The 273-nt window shown below is 64.5% G+C and carries 1 protein-coding gene; it reads left to right on the top strand.

What is annotated here, in order from left to right:
- Positions 1-79 precede the first annotated feature (79 nt).
- The coding region (locus tag SZN_RS37395; protein WP_007506723.1) for a transposase at positions 80-273 on the top strand (194 nt) is incomplete at its 3' end.

Here is a 273-nt window from a genome sequence, read left to right as displayed (position 1 = left end):
TCCCCCCGTTGCAGGAGAAGTCTGTCATGACCATCCCCTCGTAGCGTGGAGCCCGTGATTGCAGGGGAAGTTGGGATTCATGGGGTCCAAGAAGAAGCCGCCGTACGATGCCGAGTTCCGTGAGGGCGCGGTGCGTATCGTGGTCGAGACCGGGAGGCTGGTCGGTGACGTCGCCGAGGAGCTCGGCATCAACCCGGGCACGCTGCACAGTTGGGTGTCGCGGTGGCGGCGTAATGGGACGACGTCGTCGGTGGGGATCTTCGAGGACGACAG

The organism is Streptomyces zinciresistens K42 (assembly GCF_000225525.1).
Classification (GTDB): domain Bacteria; phylum Actinomycetota; class Actinomycetes; order Streptomycetales; family Streptomycetaceae; genus Streptomyces; species Streptomyces zinciresistens.
This window is presented reverse-complemented; position numbering and strand designations above follow the sequence as displayed.